General features: G+C 64.8%; 16 protein-coding genes and 1 pseudogene. 7 read left to right on the plus strand and 10 right to left on the minus strand.

The annotated features are described in order from the left end of the window. Positions 1 to 422: 422 nt before the first annotated feature. The 3 genes from dxs to HOP51_RS00100 are packed head-to-tail and all read right to left on the minus strand — an operon-like array spanning position 423 to position 3,549. Positions 423 to 2,345, minus strand: a complete 1,923-nt coding sequence (gene dxs / locus HOP51_RS00090) for a 1-deoxy-D-xylulose-5-phosphate synthase (protein WP_234271916.1) — start codon at positions 2,343 to 2,345, stop codon at positions 423 to 425. A gap of 36 nt (positions 2,346 to 2,381) precedes the next feature. Further along, positions 2,382 to 3,266 carry a (2E,6E)-farnesyl diphosphate synthase gene (gene ispA, locus HOP51_RS00095; protein ID WP_234271917.1) on the minus strand — a complete coding sequence of 295 codons (885 nt, stop codon included), beginning with the start codon at positions 3,264 to 3,266 and terminating at the stop codon, positions 2,382 to 2,384. Next, entirely contained in the window at positions 3,256 to 3,549 is a 294-nt protein-coding gene (locus HOP51_RS00100) for an exodeoxyribonuclease VII small subunit (RefSeq protein ID WP_234271918.1), read from the minus strand. Before HOP51_RS00100 ends, ispA begins: the two co-directional genes overlap by 11 nt. Positions 3,550 to 3,761: 212 nt before the next feature. Between HOP51_RS00100 and serA the strand changes: the two genes are divergently transcribed. Further along, positions 3,762 to 5,012, plus strand: a complete 1,251-nt coding sequence (serA, locus tag HOP51_RS00105) for a phosphoglycerate dehydrogenase (protein ID WP_234271919.1) — start codon at positions 3,762 to 3,764, stop codon at positions 5,010 to 5,012. A gap of 45 nt (positions 5,013 to 5,057) precedes the next feature. Here serA and HOP51_RS00110 read toward each other — a convergent pair whose 3' ends face one another. Next, the gene (locus HOP51_RS00110) at positions 5,058 to 5,417 is read right to left on the minus strand and encodes a hypothetical protein (protein WP_234271920.1); all 360 of its coding nucleotides are present in this window, start codon (positions 5,415 to 5,417) and stop codon (positions 5,058 to 5,060) included. 135 nt (positions 5,418 to 5,552) lie between these two features. Further along, entirely contained in the window at positions 5,553 to 6,308 is a 756-nt protein-coding gene (locus tag HOP51_RS00115; RefSeq protein ID WP_234271921.1) for an aspartate racemase/maleate isomerase family protein, read from the minus strand. Between the two features lie 314 nt (positions 6,309 to 6,622). Here HOP51_RS00115 and HOP51_RS00120 point away from each other — a divergent pair, with 314 nt between their 5' ends. Next, entirely contained in the window at positions 6,623 to 7,522 is a 900-nt protein-coding gene (locus tag HOP51_RS00120; RefSeq protein WP_234271922.1) for a DMT family transporter, read from the plus strand. Positions 7,523 to 7,573: 51 nt separating this feature from the next. On the opposite strand, the pseudogene HOP51_RS00125 reads toward HOP51_RS00120, so the two are convergent. After that, positions 7,574 to 7,699: pseudogene (locus HOP51_RS00125) on the minus strand (amino acid deaminase); the annotation flags it as partial. A 132-nt stretch (positions 7,700 to 7,831) separates the two neighbouring features. Here HOP51_RS00125 and HOP51_RS00130 point away from each other — a divergent pair. Together HOP51_RS00130 and HOP51_RS00135 are read left to right on the plus strand one after the other, a co-directional pair. Next, the gene (locus HOP51_RS00130; RefSeq protein ID WP_234271923.1) at positions 7,832 to 8,623 is read left to right on the plus strand and encodes an enoyl-CoA hydratase; all 792 of its coding nucleotides are present in this window, start codon (positions 7,832 to 7,834) and stop codon (positions 8,621 to 8,623) included. Positions 8,624 to 8,763: 140 nt separating this feature from the next. Further along, complete coding sequence (locus tag HOP51_RS00135) at positions 8,764 to 9,615, plus strand: IclR family transcriptional regulator domain-containing protein (protein ID WP_234271924.1); 852 nt, start codon at positions 8,764 to 8,766, stop codon at positions 9,613 to 9,615. Between the two features lie 14 nt (positions 9,616 to 9,629). Here the strand turns inward: HOP51_RS00135 and HOP51_RS00140 are convergent, their stop codons facing one another. Genes HOP51_RS00140 through HOP51_RS00155 form a run of 4 tightly spaced genes read right to left on the minus strand, consistent with a single transcriptional unit; the run spans position 9,630 to position 13,099 of the window. Continuing rightward, the gene (locus HOP51_RS00140) at positions 9,630 to 10,142 is read right to left on the minus strand and encodes a MarR family winged helix-turn-helix transcriptional regulator (protein ID WP_234271925.1); all 513 of its coding nucleotides are present in this window, start codon (positions 10,140 to 10,142) and stop codon (positions 9,630 to 9,632) included. A 31-nt stretch (positions 10,143 to 10,173) separates the two neighbouring features. After that, a complete protein-coding gene (locus HOP51_RS00145; RefSeq protein ID WP_234271926.1) occupies positions 10,174 to 11,469 on the minus strand; it encodes a TRAP transporter large permease in 1,296 nt (431 codons plus the stop codon). After that, the gene (locus tag HOP51_RS00150) at positions 11,462 to 12,016 is read right to left on the minus strand and encodes a TRAP transporter small permease (RefSeq protein ID WP_234271927.1); all 555 of its coding nucleotides are present in this window, start codon (positions 12,014 to 12,016) and stop codon (positions 11,462 to 11,464) included. The genes HOP51_RS00145 and HOP51_RS00150 overlap by 8 nt, the downstream gene beginning before the upstream one ends. Positions 12,017 to 12,043: 27 nt before the next feature. Then, complete coding sequence (locus HOP51_RS00155) at positions 12,044 to 13,099, minus strand: TRAP transporter substrate-binding protein (RefSeq protein ID WP_234271928.1); 1,056 nt, start codon at positions 13,097 to 13,099, stop codon at positions 12,044 to 12,046. Positions 13,100 to 13,520: 421 nt separating this feature from the next. Here HOP51_RS00155 and HOP51_RS00160 point away from each other — a divergent pair, with 421 nt between their 5' ends. The 3 genes from HOP51_RS00160 to HOP51_RS00170 all read left to right on the plus strand — a co-directional run bounded on the left by HOP51_RS00160 (position 13,521) and on the right by HOP51_RS00170 (position 16,509). Further along, positions 13,521 to 14,489: an MBL fold metallo-hydrolase gene (locus HOP51_RS00160; RefSeq protein WP_234271929.1), complete on the plus strand. Its 969-nt coding sequence runs from the start codon at positions 13,521 to 13,523 to the stop codon at positions 14,487 to 14,489. 96 nt (positions 14,490 to 14,585) lie between these two features. Continuing rightward, entirely contained in the window at positions 14,586 to 16,298 is a 1,713-nt protein-coding gene (locus HOP51_RS00165; protein ID WP_234271930.1) for an FAD-dependent oxidoreductase, read from the plus strand. Next, positions 16,285 to 16,509 (plus strand): DUF2783 domain-containing protein, encoded by a 225-nt coding sequence (locus tag HOP51_RS00170; RefSeq protein ID WP_234271931.1) that lies wholly within the window; start codon positions 16,285 to 16,287, stop codon positions 16,507 to 16,509. The genes HOP51_RS00165 and HOP51_RS00170 overlap by 14 nt, the downstream gene beginning before the upstream one ends. Positions 16,510 to 16,513 lie beyond the last annotated feature (4 nt).

A 16,513-nucleotide genomic window follows, 5' to 3' on the forward strand; every position in this document is an offset into this window, starting at 1 on the left:
CAAGAAGGTCGCTCCCGGTGACACCGTAAACGAACACTGCGGGCGTAAGCAAAAGCTGAATTACATGTAAGCAATATCTTACAAAGCAGAGGGGAGAGCGGCATCTTCACTCACCGAGCCGGACACTAATGGGATATACCCCCGCTGGAAAAATCCTTTTCTGGAGCCTGTCATCATCACGATAGCAGCGCCGGAACGGTGCGGATTGTCCAAACCATGTCAGCATAAAGCGACATGCCCTATCGGCAATGTCTTACAAGCCGTGTAGGAAATTAGCTACAGGAATATAGGGCAAGCAAATACGCCAATTGCCTCGGTCGGCGAGTCGAGGAGGGACTTGCGGGCATGAAAACGCCAACTGCAACGGCTGACAGAATTCGGCCGGGCAATGCCCGGCCGGTAGAGGGGACTGGCGAGGTGGGTCAAGCAAGGCGGGCGCGAATCGACGCCTCGATGCCGGCCGCATCCAGGCCGCATTCGGTCAACAGCTCGGCGGGCTTGCCGTGCTCGACGAAGGCGTCGGGCAGGCCCAGGTTGAGCAGGGCGACCTGTACGCCTGCGGCGGCGAGCAGCTCGTTCACACCGCTGCCGGCGCCACCGGCCACCACGTTTTCCTCGAGGGTGACCAGCAGCTCATGCTCGGCCGCAGCCGCGATGATCGCCTCGCGGTCCAGCGGCTTCACCGAGCGCATGTTGAGGTGCGTAGCGTCGAGGGCCTCGGCCACCTTGGCGGCGGGGCCGTTGAGACTGCCGAAGGCCAGCAGAGCGACCCGCTTACCCGGCTCGGCGCCACTCTCGCGTCGCCGCTCGGCCTTGCCGACCTCCAGCGGCTCGAGGTGACGAGGCACTTCGACCCCCGGCCCACTACCGCGGGGATAGCGCACCGCGGCGGGACCCGGGTAGTGATAGGCGGCGCTGAGCATGGCACGGCATTCCGCCTCGTCGGCCGGCGCCAGGATCACCATGCCCGGTACACAGCGCAGGTAGGAAAGATCCATGCTGCCATGGTGAGTGGGGCCATCCTCGCCCACCAGGCCGGCGCGGTCGATGGCGAAGGTGACGTCGAGCTCCTGTACCGCCACGTCGTGGATCAGCTGATCGTAGCCGCGCTGCAGGAAGGTGGAGTAGATCGCCACTACCGGCTTCATCGACTCGCAGGCCATGCCGGCCGCCAGCGTCACCGCATGCTGTTCGGCGATGGCCACGTCGTAGTAGCGCTCGGGATACGCCTTGGAGAAGCGGATCAGGTCGGAGCCTTCGCGCATCGCCGGGGTGATGCCGATCAGCCGCTCGTCCACGGCAGCCATGTCGCACAGCCACTCGCCGAAGACGTTGCAATACTTGGGGGGCTTCTTCTTGGCCGGTGCGGACTGGCTCGGCGGCGCATCGCCGTTCTTTTCCGGCTCACTTTTTTCCAGCTTCGTGATGGCGTGGTAGCCGATGGGGTCGGCCTCGGCGGGGAGGAAACCACGCCCCTTGCGAGTCTTCACGTGGAGGAATTGTGGGCCCTCGAGGTCGCGAATGTTGCGCAGGGTCTGGATCAGTGTGGGCAGGTCGTGGCCGTCGAGCGGACCGATGTAGTTGAAGCCCATCTCCTCGAACAGCGTAGCCGGGCTGACCATGCCCTTCATGTGCTCTTCGGTGCGCCGCGCCAGTTCCAACGCGCCCGGCAGGCGGGAGAGCACTCGCTTGCCCTCTTCGCGGAAGGTGAGATAAGGCTTGCTCGACAGGATGCCTGCCAGATAGCTGGCGATCCCTCCGACGTTCTCGGAGATCGACATCTCATTGTCGTTGAGTACCACCAGCAGGTTGGCATCCAGATGGCCGGCATGGGCCAACGCCTCGAAGGCCATACCGGCGGTCAGCGCGCCGTCGCCGATCACCGCGCAGACTCGGCGCCTGTCGCCACGGGTCGCGCTGGCCAGGGCCATGCCCAGTGCCGCCGAGATCGAGGTGCTGGAATGTCCCACACCAAAGGTGTCGTAAGGCGACTCGGCACGCCGCGGGAAGGCGGCCAGGCCGCCGTACTGGCGAATGCTGGGCATTGCCTCGCGCCGGCCGGTGAGGATCTTGTGCGGATAGGCCTGGTGGCCGACATCCCACACCAATCGGTCGTGGGGCGTCTCCAGCGCATGGTGCAGCGCCACGGTGAGCTCCACCACGCCCAGGCCGGCGCCGAAATGGCCACCGCTACGGCCCACGCTATAGAGCAGATAAGCGCGCAGCTCGTCGGCCACCTGTAGCAGTTGGGCGTTCGTCATGGCCCGCAGTGCCGCCGGCGTGTCCAGCGAATCGAGCAGCGGAGTCAGCGGGCGCTCGACAGGAATTACATCGTAGAGCTTCATGTGCGATTCGGTCGTCCTGGCTGTCATGCCGTGTGGCTAGTGGTCGCGCTCGATCATGTATCGGGCCAGCTGTGCCAGCGGTTTGCCCGCCTCGCCCAGTACCGCCAGGGCCAGCAGGGCCTCGTCGGTAAGCTCGCTGGCCTTGCGCTGGGCCCCTTCGAGGCCCAGTAGCGCCGGATAGGTCGACTTGTCGCGCGCGGCGTCGGCGCCCGAAGTCTTGCCCAAGGTCCGGGTATCGCCGATGACGTCGAGAACATCGTCGTGAATCTGAAAGGCCAGGCCGAGCGCTGCAGCGTAGCGATCCAGCGCCTCGACGCGGGGGTCGTGTTCGGCCACGGCGGTCAAGGCCCCCATGCGCACGGCGGCACGGATCAGCGCGCCGGTCTTGTGCCCGTGCATAGTGGCCAAGGCTTCCACGTCAGGGTGGCCGCCAACGGCGGCCAAGTCCAGCGCCTGGCCGCCAACCATGCCGTCGCGCCCGGCGGCGGTGGCCAGCGTCAGCATCAGGGCCGGCAGGCGTGGATGGGCGGCACGGGCGAGCACTTCGAAGGCCAGTGTCTGCAGCGCGTCGCCGGCGAGTATCGCCGTGGCTTCATCGAAGGCGCGATGCACCGTGGGCTGGCCGCGGCGCAGATCGTCGTCGTCCATGGCCGGCAGGTCGTCGTGCACCAGCGAATAGGCATGGATCAGCTCGATGGCTGCCGCCGGGGCGTCGAGCGCCTCGTCGCTCGCGCCCAACGCGCGCCCGGCAAGATAGACCAGCAGCGGACGCAAGCGCTTGCCGCCTACCAGCAGCCCGTGGCGCATGGCCGCCTCCAGCCTCGGCGCCGGCGGCTGGCGTGTCTCGAACAATCTGGCCAGGCAAGCATCGACGCGCGCCCGGTTGGCGGCCAGTTGGGCCGCGAGCGAGTCAGCGTTCACTCTCGTCCTCTCCCGTCGGGGTGTCGAAGGGGGCGAAATCGATGTTGCCATCGGGACGTTCGATCAGGGTGCGTACTCGCAGCTCGGCTTCGTCCAGGCGACGCTGGGCATCACGGGTCAGGCGGACGCCTTGCTCGAAGGCGGCAAGTGAGCCCTCCAGCGACAGGTCACCGGATTCCAACTGCTCCACCAACCGCTCCAGTCTCTCCACGGTGGCGGCGAAGTCGGTCTCGGCATCTTCGCTCGCCGTCTCGCCTGCCACCTGCTCGTCACGTTCGGCCATGACACCTCTAGCTCGTCGCCGCTGTTTTCAGGAGGCACAGTATACACGCACTGTCCTATACGCACTGCCCCAGGGATCGTCTGCCTGCGCCGTGCAACGTGCAGCTCGCTCATCTTCGCGACGCAGCCTTTTCATCTTCGCGCGTAGCGGTTGTGTTAACATGAGCGCCCTGTTTCCCGCACGCGCCGCACCTAGAAGGGGTTGATTCGACCATGGCCAAAACGTCCCTGGACAAGAGCAAGATCAAGATCCTGCTGCTCGAGGGCGTCCACCAGAGCGCGGTGGACAATTTCCTGAATGCCGGTTACACCAACATCGAGCATCTGCCCACCTCGCTCGACGAAGCCACGCTGATCGAGAAGATCCGCGACGTGCACTTCCTCGGCATTCGCTCGCGTACGCAGCTCAACGAGCGCGTGTTCGCCGCCGCCGAGAAGCTCAACGCCGTGGGCTGTTTCTGCATCGGTACCAATCAGGTCGATCTCAACGCGGCGCTCGCGCGCGGTATTCCGGTATTCAATGCGCCCTACTCCAACACCCGCTCGGTAGCCGAACTGGTACTGGCCGAGGCGATCATGCTGCTGCGCGGCATCCCCGAGAAGAATGCCCGCGCCCACCAGGGCGGCTGGCTCAAGAGCGCCAAGGCCTCCCACGAAGCCCGCGGCAAGACCCTGGGCATCGTCGGCTACGGCAACATCGGCGCCCAGCTCTCGGTACTGGCCGAGTCGCTCGGCTTCAACGTCATCTTCTACGACGTGGTGACCAAGCTCGGCATGGGCAACGCCAACCAGGTGGCCAGCCTCGAGGAGCTGCTGGCACGCTCCGACGTGGTCAGCCTGCACGTGCCGGAACTGCCCTCCACCAAGTGGATGATCACCAAGGACCAGCTCGCGCTGATGAAGCCCAGCGGTATCCTGATCAACGCCTCCCGCGGCAGCGTAGTGGTGATCGAGGATCTGGCTGAAGCGCTTCGGGCCGGCCGTCTCTACGGCGCTGCCATCGATGTCTTCCCGGTGGAGCCCAAGGGCAACGACGAGGAGTTCGTCAGCCCGCTGCGCGGCCTGCCCAACGTGATCCTCACCCCGCACATCGGCGGCTCCACCCTCGAGGCCCAGGAGAACATCGGCATCGAGGTTTCCGAGAAGATGATCACCTACTCGGACAACGGCACCACCGTCACCTCGGTCAACTTCCCCGAAGTGGCGCTGCCCGCTCACCCAGACAAGCATCGCGTGCTGCACATCCACGACAACGTGCCGGGGGTGCTCTCCGAAATCAACCGGGTGCTGTCCGAGAACGACATCAACATTTCCGGCCAATACCTGCAGACCAATGAGAAGGTTGGCTACGTGGTCATCGACGTGGACAAGGCCTACGGCCCCCAGGCACTCGAGGCGCTGCGCCAGGTCGAGCACACGCTGCGTGTACGGGTACTCTACTCCGAGACCAACTTCGAGGAGTGACCACCGGCCGTTCCAAGCCGCCGCGCCCAGGCGCGGCGGCTCTCCTTACAGGCTCTGAATGTCGATGACGTATCCGATGATCGGGTAGCCGGCCTGCTTGGCGGCCTTCTCGGCCTCGAGCTGGGCTTCCAGTTTGGAGATGCTGGTGGAGCGATGCTCGAAAACGGTATCGGCTTCCAGCTTGCGCGTCCTTACCGCGAGCCGGACCAGGTGTCCGGTCTTGTAGGACTGGGCAGACTTCCCGGCCGCCTCCGTGCCGGCATCCTTCTTCTTGCCACGACTTTTTTGCTCGTCCTTTTTATCGCCCAGCAGATCGCGCGCCGGCGACGGCTCGTGGCCGGGCTTCATGAAGGCATCGATCTCGCGCTTGATGCTCCGCTCGAACTCGCTCAGTTCGTCGCTCATTTATCCTCCGATGACAGATGTTCGCGCCCCGTTTGGAACATATCAGAACCTCTTCTCATGATTTACTAACCCAGGTTATGCCTACAGACATCGCCACGCCTCGGTGTTGTCGATGGGATGTCAGTCGATGTGATGTCAAGAGTGCGGCAAGTTGGCCTCGGTGAGCGCCTGTAGATAGCGGGCAGGACCACCGCGACGTTCCAGCAACCGTAGGCCCGCCCACAGGCTCACCTGGTTCGCCGTCAGCACTATTCGGTCGGCCTCACACTGCATCGCCTCGACCAGCTCAAGGGTATTGATTGCCGTATCGGGTACCAGCAGGGGGTTGCGCGAGGCCCCATGCTCGTTGGCGAAGTCGCGTACCGTCGTGACGATGTCGAGCCGGTTGGAGTCGGCCGCGTAGGGACAGTTCAGCGCCCGCAGATTGTCCACCTTCACATCGCTGTCATGCAGGAACTGCACCAGCTGTTCGGTAACCTCCGGTGGGTAGGGACTCAGCAGGTCGACCCGGCGCTGATCGAGCGCGGCCAGGGCATCGCGAAACGCCATGGCGGTACTGGTGACGGGCACACCGAGCCATTGCGAAAGCTCGCGGGACTGGGCAATGGCCCACTCCAGCCCACCGATGAAGCTGCCGCTGGTGCAGGCCCAGACGACCGCCCGGGCCCCGACGTCCCTGACCAGTGACTCACCCACCGCAGCAAGGCGATCAGTGGCGCCAAGCGCCATCAGGGCGGTGTGTTCATGGTGGCCGTCGCTGAGGACCTTGCCAACGGCGATATTCGGCAACTCATCGGCGTCAGGTTTGCTCCGCTGGTCCAAACCGTACCATTCGTAATCGGGCGGCCCATCCTCGGGTAACAGGATACCCAGACACTGTGCATCTTTCATCGATACCTCTCGGTCGATCATGCCTGACATGATAGGAGCGACAGGGATACTATCCCCACTCCCGGCCGATCACTTGCGTACAGGACTTGCATTCGGGACTTGCATGCAGAAAAGGGGGGTGACACACGGCCGCGCGACACCTTACAACAAGATGCCAGATATGACGCCCCGGTTCACGCCCGTCCCGTATGATGGCTCGTTCAGGCACAGCAGAGCCTCGCTTCTCCCCTGCCGGTTCGACGCGGAAGCCATTGCTGTGCTAATGATTATGCTTCGAAGCGCGCTCGCGCATTCCATTTGCCAAGGAAGACCGCATGCCAACTGCCGCCGCCTACCTGATCGTAGTGCTGGTGTGGGCCACCACGCCACTGGCCATCAAGTGGAGCGCCGAGGCGGGAGCGCCCGTGGGCAGCGTGCTGTTGCGCATGGCACTCGCCTTTCTGGCGGGGCTCGTGGTGCTGATGGCAATGCGCCGTGGCCTGCGCAGGGACAAGCATGCCATGAAGAGCTACGCAGCGGCGATTCCCGGGGTGTTTGGTGCCATGGCATTGAGCTATCACGCTTCGATGACGCTGCCCTCCGGCATGATGTCGGTGATATTCGGCATGGCACCGCTGATCTCGGGGCTGATCCTGCAACTGCTGCCCGGCGCCGTGAAGCTGCGCCGCTGGCACTGGTTCGGTTGTACGCTCGGCGTGCTGGGCCTGGCCGTGGTGTTCGCCGACAGCTTGGTACTGGGTAATGACCAGTTGCCGGCCCTGCTGATGATGCTGCTCGCCGTGACTCTGTTCAGCGCCAGTGGCATCGCCGTGCAGCGTGTGGCCGCTGGTCTCGGCCCACTGGAGCAGACCCTGGGTGCCCTGGCTTTGAGCCTGCCGTGCTTCCTCGTGCTGTGGCTGGCCAGCGGCGAGCCCTTGGCGGTACCGCTCAGCTCACGTGGCCTGTGGTCGGTCATCTACCTGGCGCTGTTCGGTTCGCTGCTGGGCTTCCTTTGTTACTTCCTGATTCTGTCACGCCTCGCGGCAGCTACCGTGGCATTGGTCACGCTGATCACACCGGTGCTGGCCCTGGGCCTGGGCATGACCTTCAATCAGGAACAGCCATCGTCCTCGATGCTGGCGGGAGCGGTCCTGATCCTGGTAGCGCTCGGCGCCTACCTGTTCGGCGACAGATTGACGCGGCTGAAGGCCAAGCGTGAGCAGGAACGATCCTGAAGCCGAGTGTTCGACCCGTATGGCCCAGTAGCGCCTCTTCCCATACCTAACCTAAAAGCAGGTCTGCATTACCTCTACCACCTCGAGCCGCTCATCGACACGACAGAGCCGCCGCCACTTGTCGAAGGTCAGGCAGGGGTGGGAGACGCCAAAAGCCACGATGTCGCCCACTCGCACCCGCCCGTTCATGCTTCGCTCTCGCTAGGCGGACTCCGGGCAGCGTGGCATACCGCCTTTGGTCGCAGGGGTGACGAATTGCGCGCGCGACAGGCTAGGCTGGTGGCGGGCACGTTTCTACAGGATACGACAATGAATATGACCGTCGACGAACGCCCGGTGATTCGTCGCGACCAGCGCGGCGTTGCCACTCTCACGTTGAACCGCCCCCGCCAGTTCAATGCACTGTCGGAAGAAGTGCTCAAGGCACTGGGTGGCGAACTCTCGCGCCTGGCCAACGAGGACTCGGTGCGCTGCGTGGTGATCGCCGCCGAAGGGCGCGCCTTCTGCGCCGGGCATGATCTGAAGGAGATGCGTGCCAATCCCGACAAGGCCTATTACCAGGAGCTGTTCGCCCGCTGCGGCGAGGTCATGCAGCGCATCGTCCAGCTGCCGGTACCGGTAATCGCCCGAGTCCAGGGATTGGCCACCGCCGCTGGCTGCCAGTTGGTCGCCAGCTGCGACCTGGCGGTGGCAGCGCGTTCGGCCCGCTTCGCGGTGTCGGGCATCAACGTGGGGCTGTTCTGTTCAACCCCGGCGGTGGCGCTGTCGCGCAACATCGGCCGCAAACGCGCCATGGAAATGCTCTTCACCGGCCAGTTCATCGATGCCGATCAGGCACTCGACTGGGGGTTGGTCAATCGCGTAGCCGACGACGAGGCTCTGGACGAAGTGCTCGATGAGCTCACCGCTAGCCTCTGCGCCAAGAGCGCGGTGGCGCTGCGCACCGGCAAGACGCTATTCCAGCGCCAACTGCAACTGCCGCTGAACGAAGCCTATGCCCTGGCCGGCGAAACCATGGCCTGCAACATGATGGCCGAGGACGTGGCCGAAGGCATCGATGCCTTTATCGAGAAGCGGGAGCCACATTGGCGACATCGCTAGCCTCTCCACCCTGTGCAAGACCTGCCATGCGCGAGCAGAGTGGAAGGCATTTCCGCAATCGAGACAAGCCGGCGTCGAACGGGTATCCTGTTGCTGGCCTTCGCGAAAGGCCGTCAGGTCAAAGCAGAGGAATGACGCAGGTGAGTGAAGTCAAACGCAGAACGGCGGGGCGCCCGCCCGGCCCCGGCAAGAGCGCCAGCGGCCATAGTCAATCGCTGGTACGCGGGCTCAACCTGCTCGAGCGGCTGGCCGCCACACCGGGTGGCCTGGCGCTGTCCGAACTGGCCGAGATGGTCGATCTGGCACCCTCCACTACCCATCGCCTGCTGCAGGCGCTGCAGGGGCAGGGCTTCATCACTCAGGATGCGGAGCTTGGCGTGTGGAAGATCGACGTCAAGACCTTCCGCATCGGCAACAGTTTTCTCGAGGCGCGCGACTTCGTCGCCACTAGCCGCCCCTTCCTGCGTCGCCTGACCGCCGAGACCGGCGAGACCGCCAACCTGGGCATTCGCGACGGCGCCACTGCGGTATTCCTGGCCCAGAGCGAATCGTCGCAGATGATGCGCATGATCACCCGGCTCGGCTCGCGCGCACCGCTGCACGCGTCGGGAGTGGGCAAGGCGCTGATGGCCTGGCTGCCCGACGACGAGTTCGAGCGAGTGCTGGCCGAGCGCGGCCTCACGCGGGTCACCCGCAATACCTTGCACACTCCCGAGGCGCTACGTGCCAATCTGGCCGAGGTGCGGCGCCAGGGCTTTGCCTGCGACCGCGAGGAGCACGCCATCGGCCTGCACTGCGTCGCCGCCTGCCTGCACGACGAACACGGCACGCCGCTGGCGGCCATTTCGGTATCGGGCCCGGTAGCACGCATTCCCGAAGCGCGGCTGCCGGAGCTGGGCGCACTGGTGCGGGAGACTGCCGCCGAGATTACCGCCCGAATCGGCGGGCGCGTGCCCAGCCCTGCCAAGGCAGAGGCCACCGCAAGGGCTTGAAGCGACCCGAAACGTTATTGCCCGATCCGCTCCAACTGACGCTCCAGCTTGCGCATCACGTTGAGCAGGTCGCGATACTCACCGGCGGTGAGGGTTGCGACCAGCTCCGCCTCCCAGGCCTGGGCCTCGGGAATCAGCTTGGCCAGTAGCGTCTGGCCGGCGGCGGTGAGGTGGAGATCCTGCTGGCGCTGATCCTCGGGAGCGGGCGTGCGGCTGATCAGCCCTCGCTCCTCCAGCGACTGGATCGCCCGCGAGACGCGGGCCTTGTCCATGTTGGTGTAGGCGCAGATCTTCTTCGCCGTCAGCTCGTCGCAGTGACTGAGCCAGGCCAGCACCCGCCACTGAGCGATATTCAACTGGTAGCGCTCTTCGTAGAGTTCGGCCAATGCCTGGCTGATACGATCGGCCAGGCTGTTGAGCCGATAGGGCAGGAACTGATTGAGATCCAGCTCCTGCTTGGTTGACGGTTCGACCAGACTTCCCTCGCCCTCCCTGGCGAGCCCCGCCCGGTTCTCTTCCATGTTCATCAGGAACTCCTCACCCTGCGCTTGGCAGCGATTAATAGAGCAATTGCGGCAGGAACAGCACGATACCCGGGAACACCAGCACCAGCAACGCGCGCGCCATTCCCGCCACCCAGAACGGCGTCACCCCACGGAAGATCGTCCCCGTGCTCACGTCCGGCAGCACCGCCCGCAGCACGAACACGTTCATCCCCACCGGCGGCGTGATCAGACTGATCTCGATCACGATCACCACCAGAATGCCGAACCACACCAGGTCGAAGCCGAGCCCCGCCACCACCGGGAAGAACACCGGTACGGTGAGCAGCAGCATCGACATGCTCTCGAACACGCAGCCAAGCAGCACGTAGATGGCCAGTATCACCAGAATCACCAGGAACGGGGCGATGTCGAGTCCGTTGACGAACGCCAGCAGGTCGCTGGGCAGCCCGGCGCGGTTGATGAAGTTGGCAAATATCAGTGCGGTGAGCACCACGGCGAACAGCATGGCGGTGGTGCGCACGGTGTCCATCAGCACGTTCATCAGCACCTGGGGGGTCAGCGCCCGGCGCCACAGGGCGATGAGGAAGGCGCCCATGGCGCCGATGCCTGCCGCCTCGGTGGGGGTGAACACGCCGAGGTAGATGCCGCCGATCACCAGCACGAACAGCGCCAGGGTGCTGCCGACGCTCTTGAGCGCCGTCAGGCGTTCGGGCCATGCTACTTTCTCGCCGGCGGGGCCGGCCGCGGGGTCGCGCCACAGCACCCACTTGACCGCCAGCAGGTAGAGGAGGATGCCCAGGATGCCGGGAATGAAGCCGGCGGCGAACAGTTCGCGGATGCTGGTCTCGGTGAGGATGCCGTAGATCACCAGCATCACGCTGGGCGGGATGAGGATGCCGAGCGTGCCGCCGGCGGCGATGGAGGCCGAGGCGAGGGTGTCCTTGTAGCCGTACTTGCGCATCTGCGGCATGGCCACCCGGCCCATGGTGGCGGCGGTGGCCAGGCTCGAGCCACAGATGGCGCTGAAGCCGCCGCAGGCGACGATGGTGGCCATGGCCTGGCCGCCCTTGCGGTGGCCGAGAAAGCCGTTGGAGGCGCGGAACAGGGCGTCCGACAGCCCGGCATGCGAGACCAGGTTGCCCATCAGGATGAACAGCGGGATCACCGACAGGCCGTAGTCCATGGCGGTGTCCACCACCCGCCGCGCGGCCATGGCCTCGGCGGCGTTCCAGTTGCCGGTGAGAAAGTAGAAGCCGGCGAAGCCGACGATGCCCATGGCAAACGCCAGCGGCACGCGCAGGAATGCCAGCAGCAGCAGGGCGGCAAAGCCGTACAGCGCTTCAGTCATGGTGGCCTCCTGGCTGGGTCGGCGGGCTGAGCGGGCCGCCGCGCTCGAGTACGCCCACCCCTTCGAGCAGGTAGAACAGCGCGCGTAACAGGGTCAGCACGGCCGAGGCGGCGAGCATGATCGCCATCAGGTAGATGAGATAGCCGTTGGGAATGCGCAGGAACTCGGTGACGTCGCCCCATTGCATGGCGCGCTCGCCCAGAGCCCACACCCGCCGCGCCATGACCCACAGCGCGCCGCTGACGATCAGGTTGACCAGCACTTGGCGGATCCAGATCAGGCGCGTGGGAAACACGCTGTCGAGCAGGTCGACGCTGACGTGCTCCTCGCGCCAGCACACCACCGGCAGCGACAGGAACACCAGCGCGGCCAGCATCAATTGGGTCAGCTCGACGGTGCCCAGGATCGGCGAGTTGAAGAAGTAGCGTCCGGTCACGTCCGCCGTGGTCAGCAGCATCATGGCGAAGAGGGTGGCACCGGCCACCCCCTCCAGCGTCAGCTGCATGACACGGCCGACCCGCAGCCAGAACGTCGACGTGGTCGGCATGGTCAAGCCTCCAGGGGTCACAGCGAATTACGGTTGAACGACGCGATCGGCGATACCTTCGTCTTCGGCGGCCAGGGCGAGCTGCTCGCGGAAGTGCGCCAGTGCCGCTTCGGTATCGATTCCGCGCCCTTCTACAGCGGTATTCCACTCGGCAATCAGCTCATCGGTCACCTCGCGCAGATGCTCGATGTCTTCCTCCGAGGCCTCGGTGAAGGTATTGCCCTGCTCCTTGGCGAAAGCCACGCCGCGCTCGTCCATGGCGTCCATCATATAGCCGAACAGCCGCGAGAGGCCTTCGCCGGAAACGGCTTCGATCGCCTCACGATCCTCGGCGGAGACCTGGTCCCAGAACATCGGGTTCATGACGATGGCGAAGCTGCCACGATAGAAGCCGCCATCCACCGTCAGAGTATGCGGCAGTACCTCGGCCACACGGAAACTGCGCAGCCCTTCGAGCGTCAGCATGGCGCCCTGGATGACCCCCTGAGAAGCCCCTTCATAAACGCTGGTAGGCGGCATCGCCACACCGGAGACATTCATGGCACTGGCCAGATTGCTCATCACGCCACCACCGACCCGCATGCGCATGCCGGAGAGCTGGTCGAGGGAGTCCACCTGGTCGCGAGTGAAGATCTGGCCCGGACCATGCACGCCCATGGCCATCACGTCGACGCCATTATGCTCGTCGGCTGCCGCCAGGTACTCCTGGTAGGTGCGCCAGTATGCCGCCGAGGCCGCCTCGGAAGAGAAGGCCCCGAAGGTGGGGAATTCCGGCAGTTGGGTCAGCTCGAAGCGTCCCGACATGTGGCCATGGAAGATCCAACTAGCGTCGGCGATGCCATCGGCGACGATTTCCATCTGTGCCGCCGGTGGGCCCATGTCGTGGACCACTTCGACGGTCACGCGACCTTCGGTCGCCTCCTCGATCCACGCCTTCCAGGTGGGCCAGACGATGGTGTTGATGCCGTGATTGGGGCCACCCCAGGTGCTGACGGTGATGGTAGTCTGCGCCAGCACCGGCGCGGCGAAGCTGAAACCGAGCGCCGCCACGGCGCCCATCATGAGGCGGTTGGTCATTTTCATTGTGAGCTCCTGGGTCGTCACGGGAGGCGTGCTTGCGCCACGCTGCGTATTCAATCGCTTGTCGTTGCGCCGTTGCGTTTTTATATCGCTGTATCGCTGGCTGGGCGCTTGTTCTATGCAGGAGGGTAAGGAGCGCATCACCCCAGCGTACTTTGCGCCTACACCTTGCCGCCAGATACTCTCCCCTGCAACTAATTTGAGACAGTCTAGCATTAGACTTAGGTCGCAAAACCATCGAAAATTCCTGATATAAAACAATTTTTCCTCAAGCCTTGGTGCATACCCTGTGCTTCTGGCCTGCGACTTGCTGGACATATAGTTTCAATAGCAACTATGCTCGCTGCATTCAGCACATCGAACGCGGCCAACAGCGGCCCCCTTGACGTCGCCCACCGTGACGCTCGACGACACCGGAGGAACCATGAGCAAGAAATTCGCTTCCCACGCCGATACCGAAGAGAAGCAGGTCAGCTTCACCAAACTGGCTGAGGGCCTCTATGCCTATACCGCCGAGGGCGACCCCAACACCGGCGTGGTGATCGGCGACGACAGCGTGATGGTGATCGATACCCAGGCCACGCCGATCATGGCCCAGGACGTGATCCGCCGTATCCGCGAGGTCACCGACCTGCCGATCAAACACGTGGTGATGACCCATTACCACGCTGTACGCGTGCTCGGCGCCTCGGCCTACGATGCCGAGAACATCTATGCCAGCCAGAACACCTATGACCTGATCGTCGAGCGCGGCCAGCAGGACTACGAGTCCGAGGTCGGCCGCTTCCCGCGCCTGTTCAAGGGCGTCGACTCGGTGCCCGGCCTGACCTGGCCCAACATCGTGTTCCAGCAGGAGCTAACGGTATTCATGGGCAAGCGCGAGGTACGCATCATTCACCTCGGTCGCGGCCACACCAAGGGCGACACCGTGGTCTGGCTGCCGGAGGAGAAGGTGATGTTCTCCGGCGATCTGGTCGAGTATGGCGCCACCCCCTACACCGGCGACGCTTACCACGAGGACTGGCCTTCCACTCTCGATCGCCTGCAGGCGATGGCCCCCCAGAAGCTGGTACCGGGCCGCGGCGAGGCACTCACCACACCCGAGCAGTGCCAAGAGGCGATCCAGGGCACCCGCGACTTCCTCGCCGATATGTACGAGAGCGTCAAGGCGGGCAAGGCCGCCGGCAAGTCGCTCTCCGAGTGTTACGCCGAGACCTACGCCAAGCTCAAGCCGAAGTATGGCCACTGGGTGATCTTCGACCACTGCCTGCCGTTCGACATCACCCGCTGCTATGACGAGGCTGGCGGCGAATACCCCGACCCGCGCATCTGGACCGCCGAGCGCGACACGGCCATGTGGCACTCGCTTCAGGAAGTCGTAGAGAACCAGTAACGCGCTGTTTTCAAAATAATCCTGGCGCGTGGTGCCGGGGCAGGTCGCAGCGTTCTGACGCTGGCCTGCCCTGCAGCCGTCGCAGTCGGAGGAAGCATGCCCACTACTTACAACAATCCCGTCTACCCGTACCGGCGCCCGCCCGAGCTTGACCGCGAGAGCGTCCGCCACTGCCCGGTGGTCATCGTCGGCGCCGGCCCCACCGGCCTGGCCATGGCCATCGACCTGGCCCAGCAGGGCATCGCCAGCGTGGTGCTCGATGACAACAACACCGTCAGCGTCGGCTCGCGGGCGATCTGCTTCGCCAAGCGCACCCTGGAGATCCTCGACCGCCTCGGCTGTGCCCAGCCGATGGTCGACAAGGGCGTGACCTGGCAGCGCGGTCGCGTGTTCTTCCAGCATCGCGAAGTCTATGATTTCGACCTGCTGCCGGAAGAGGGCCACCGCATGCCGGCCTTCATCAACCTGCAGCAGTACTACTTCGAGGAGTATCTGGTCGATCGCGCCGACGCGCTCGCCGAGCTGATCGACCTGCGCTGGAAGCACAAGGTCACCGAGGTCGACAGCCGCCCCGAGCGCAGCGAGGTCCTGGTCAGCACCGAGGACGGCGACTACCGCCTCTCCTGCGACTACCTGCTGGTGGCCGACGGTGCCAACAGCAAGATCCGCGACATGCTGGGCCTGGAGAGCAAGGGCCAGATCTTCCAGGATCGTTTCCTGATCGCCGACGTGATCATGAAGGCGGACTTCCCCACCGAGCGCTGGTTCTGGTTCGACCCGCCCTTCCATCCCAACCAGTCGGTGCTGCTGCACCGCCAGCCGGACAACGTCTGGCGCATCGACTTCCAGTTGGGCTGGGACGCCGACCCGGAAGAGGAGAAGAAGGAGGAGAACATCCGTCCGCGGGTGCAAGCGATGCTCGGCGCGGACGTGGAATTCGAGCTGGAGTGGGCCAGCGTCTACACCTTTCGCTGCCGCAAGATGGACGACTACATCCACCAGCGCGTGTTCTTCATGGGTGACGCCGCCCATCAGGTCTCGCCATTCGGCGCCCGCGGCGCCAACGGCGCGCTGCAGAGCACCGAGAACCTGGCCTGGAAGCTGGCTCGCGTGCTCAAGGGCCAGGCCCCCGGAGCACTGCTCGCCACCTATAACGACGAACGCCAGCACGGCGCCGCCGAGAACATTCTCAACTCGACCCGCGCCACCGACTTCATCACGCCCAAGAGCCGCGTCAGCCGGCTGTTTCGCGACAGCGTGCTGGAGCTGGCCGAGCATTACCCCTTCGCCCGGCGCCTGGTCAACAGCGGCCGCCTCTCCATGCCGTGCCACTACGACGACTCGCCGCTCAACGGCCCCGAGACCGAGGGCCTGCCCCTCGTGCTGCGCCCCGGCAGCCCGGCCAAGGATGCCCCGATCGGTCTGGCCGGGCGGCGCACCTGGCTGCTCAACCAGTTGGGAGAGCGTTTCACGCTGCTGCTCGACGGCCGCGTCGACAGCGCCCAGGCCGAGGCGCTCAGGACCGAACTCGAGCCTCTGCTTACACGCCAGGCCGATCTCGATCTGCTGGTCGTCGGACCGGCGCCGCATGCCCTGGCCGAGCTGCCGCGCAGCCGCCAGATCGAGGACGTGGAGGCTCTGGTCGGTGAACGCTACGGCCTGACTGGCGGTGTCGCCTACCTGATCCGCCCCGACCAGCACGTCAGCGCCCGCTGGCGCCAAGTCAGTACCGCCGAGGTCGAGGCGGCGCTCGATCGCGCGCTGGGCCGTCACCTTGATGCCGAGGAGGAGCGCCATGCCACGGCTTGATCTCAACCCCAACTTTACCGATCCGGACGCCTTTTATGCCGCGCTGACCGAACTGCACCGCGAGCGCAGCGAGGCCGAGAGCGAATGTATCAACGCCCGGCTGATCCTGCTGCTGGCCAACCATATCGGCGACCAGCAGGTGCTCGAGGAGGCTCTGGCCATCGCCGGCCAAGCCGTGGCATCGCCCTCGGAAGCGCACGCCGGCGAGTAATCGC

It is taken from the genome of Billgrantia zhangzhouensis (assembly GCF_021404465.1).
GTDB lineage: Bacteria > Pseudomonadota > Gammaproteobacteria > Pseudomonadales > Halomonadaceae > Halomonas > Halomonas zhangzhouensis.